The sequence below is a fragment of the Ferroplasma sp. genome, assembly GCF_037442045.1.
Classification (GTDB): domain Archaea; phylum Thermoplasmatota; class Thermoplasmata; order Thermoplasmatales; family Thermoplasmataceae; genus Ferroplasma.
On record NZ_JBBIRC010000083.1, the window covers coordinates 1 to 2,200 of the forward strand.

Below are 2,200 nucleotides of genomic sequence, written 5' to 3' on the forward strand. Positions count from 1 at the left end.
GTCTACAAGATAACGTGAAACAAGAAAGAATACCTGTGCAACTGCAAGTGTTGCTATAACCATTCCAAACCACTCTGAACCGAATATGTATAAATATTTATTTTTCAATAAATTCCATTTCCTTTTGACTATATAGTCAATAATTATTTAAGTATTTTGACTGTTTGGTCATATTATTAATATACCGGTGAAATATTAATATGTATATGAAAAATGGCAGGAAAGAAAGAATCTTAAATTCGGCAATAAAAATATTTTCAATTAAAGGTTATAACGGAACCAGCATGGACGAAATCGCAATTGATGCGGGCGTCAGCAAGGGACTTTTATTCTTTTATTATAAAAGCAAGGAAAATCTCATTATCGATGCTGCACTGAAATCCGTTCCACTTGAATTAATGAACTCTATGATAAAACAAAACTTTTCTGATTCTGATAACATATTATATGAACTTGGCACTGAATTCTTAAACTCATATTCTAATAATGAATTGAGGAATCTCTTTCTTTACACAATCAGTTCTAAAAACAAATATAACGAATTAAATGCAAAACTCAAAGAACTTTGTTTTAACAGCTTTGAAATAATATTCCAGAAGGTTGAAATATTTACAAAGCAGAATTACACTCTTGCCAAAAAAAGATCATTTTTTGGAGCACTTATATGTTATCTTATATGGTGGGATGACAATGGCGAATCCATTAAAAAATATGTTTCTGATCTTGTCAATGATTTTTTAAATTAATAAACATTAATTATATTTTCAATATTCCTGTTGTAATGATTGCCCTCTGGAAATTAATCAGATGTTTTAATTCACGGTCAGGCATAACTGTCATATAATCTTTGGAAAATGTTATTTCTGTATCCCATCGTGGGTGAAAACCGGTTACTATAAATTTGGTCTCACGAATATTAAGATCATCGGGAAGATCGACGTATGTTCCTACCATGCCATCGGCATCAAGCTTTGTATAACTGCTAAAAGTAACATTATATATGATTTCTTCAGATTTATAATCAACATTCTTTGCTTTTCTTGCGTTTGTAATTAAAATATTTAAAATGTCAGGTGACAATATCTTAATGCTTCCTTTAGGAAAATCCTCACCAATTCCATTATAATTCTTTTTTACCTGATTCTCAAATGCATCCAACTCATTAGACATGAATACACGATTTAAAAATACATATAAACCTATGTATTAACTTTATAATTACATTGGATGTAAATTTAATCTATGGCATTCGCTGATTATTTCTGACCCAAATTTCTATCAATTCAATTAGTTCATTTAAATTATATTTACTATTGCATTTTAAATAATTTTTATGTTTAAAATTAAAAAAATGAATAAAGCCAATAAAAAGAATAGGAAAATTAAATAGGTTTATTTTCATCCTTACTTCTAAATTCCATCATTTCTCCATTACTATAAGTTCTAAAATAATAATTAAACTGTTTTTTCCCATGTCTTGCAACACAGTTCCGGCTGGTGCTGTAATTACCATGCAATTCCACTTCATTGAGCTTTTTCCAACCTGTTTCCTCTTTTACCTTTTTGACCATATCTTCGAATATGTCCGCACAGATATTGCAGCAAAATAACATTTTCTGGCCATCAATTTTCCTGTAATATTCACCCCATGTAGAATTGCAGAGCGCACATCCAGTTTCATTGTTTGTTTTCAATTATTTCACCTCTTTTGATTCTGGCTTCAAGATATATGCCAAATGCATATGTTGATAAGATACAGGCATCCTGAATATCTTCTATGCAATAATCCTGAGAATATTTTTCAATCAGGTCAAGGGCATTAAATGAGTGTGATACATCTTTCGTATATCCTTCTCTGAGAAAGTTTTTAACGGGTTCTGGCACCTCTTCATTTTTTAATATTCCCGGATTAAAATAATCTATTTTAGCCCCATACCTGCTTAAATCGCTGTTTGCTATGAGTTCCAGAGAATGCATGGCCATCATTAACTGGATCCAGTTGCAATTTAAAGCCATTTTCTTCCATCGTTCAATTGCGAATTTTGTTCCCTGGAGTGGCGTTTCCTTATAAATCTCCTCCCTTGGAATCCCATAATATTCTGCAATAAGAAGAAGCAATTCTATATGCGCTTTCTTTCTTTTACTGCCATAAAATTCGGATATTATGTTGCTCAATTCGTAATTCTGAATCTCTGAAATA

The 2,200-nt window shown here is 31.0% G+C and carries 4 protein-coding genes; 1 reads left to right on the top strand and 3 read right to left on the bottom strand.

The window, feature by feature from the left end:
- Window positions 1-206 precede the first annotated feature (206 nt).
- Window positions 207-746 (top strand): TetR/AcrR family transcriptional regulator, encoded by a 540-nt coding sequence (locus tag WKI77_RS07495; RefSeq protein WP_337861202.1) that lies wholly within the window; start codon window positions 207-209, stop codon window positions 744-746.
- 10 nt (window positions 747-756) lie between these two features.
- Here WKI77_RS07495 and WKI77_RS07500 read toward each other — a convergent pair whose 3' ends face one another.
- The 3 genes from WKI77_RS07500 to WKI77_RS07510 all read right to left on the bottom strand — a co-directional run.
- Window positions 757-1,170 carry a hypothetical protein gene (locus WKI77_RS07500; RefSeq protein ID WP_337861203.1) on the bottom strand — a complete coding sequence of 138 codons (414 nt, stop codon included), beginning with the start codon at window positions 1,168-1,170 and terminating at the stop codon, window positions 757-759.
- Window positions 1,171-1,382: 212 nt separating this feature from the next.
- The gene (locus WKI77_RS07505; protein WP_337861204.1) at window positions 1,383-1,694 is read right to left on the bottom strand and encodes a TA0938 family protein; all 312 of its coding nucleotides are present in this window, start codon (window positions 1,692-1,694) and stop codon (window positions 1,383-1,385) included.
- Window positions 1,678-2,200, bottom strand: a 523-nt coding sequence (locus tag WKI77_RS07510) for a hypothetical protein (RefSeq protein WP_337861205.1), incomplete at its 5' end; no start/stop codon positions are given. The genes WKI77_RS07510 and WKI77_RS07505, both read right to left, overlap by 17 nt.